The 350-nt window shown below is 38.0% G+C and carries 1 protein-coding gene; it reads left to right on the plus strand.

Going from position 1 to position 350, the window contains the following annotated elements:
* Positions 1–41: 41 nt before the first annotated feature.
* Positions 42–350 (plus strand): helix-turn-helix domain-containing protein (locus JUI58_RS00405; RefSeq protein WP_204101779.1); only part of this gene is annotated, 309 nt, incomplete at its 3' end.

Genomic DNA, 350 nt, shown 5'->3' on the forward strand with positions numbered 1-350 from the left:
TCTTTGTAAAGGTTGCTAGAATCCGATTTAGGAGGATTGAAATGTTAACACTAACTTACGAGTATAAATTAATCCCGAACGAAAAGCAAATCGAGGTGATTGAAAATACCTTGAGAGTCTGTCGTTCTGTCTGGAATTACGCCCTCAGAGAGCGAAAAGACTGGATTAACTCTCGGAAGTGTTCTGTTAATGCTTGTTCTCTGGAGAAGGAATATATAATTCCGGTGGATAAACCTTTTCCAAATTACAACATCCAAGCCAAACAATTAACAGAGGCTAAGAAAACAAACCCGTGGTTAAAATCTGTGAATGCTCAAGTCTTGCAACAGATGCTCAAAAGATTAGACAAA

Origin of the sequence: Spirulina sp. CCY15215, from assembly GCF_016888125.1 — a bacterium.
In the GTDB taxonomy this organism is placed as follows: Bacteria; Cyanobacteriota; Cyanobacteriia; order Cyanobacteriales; family Spirulinaceae; genus CCY15215.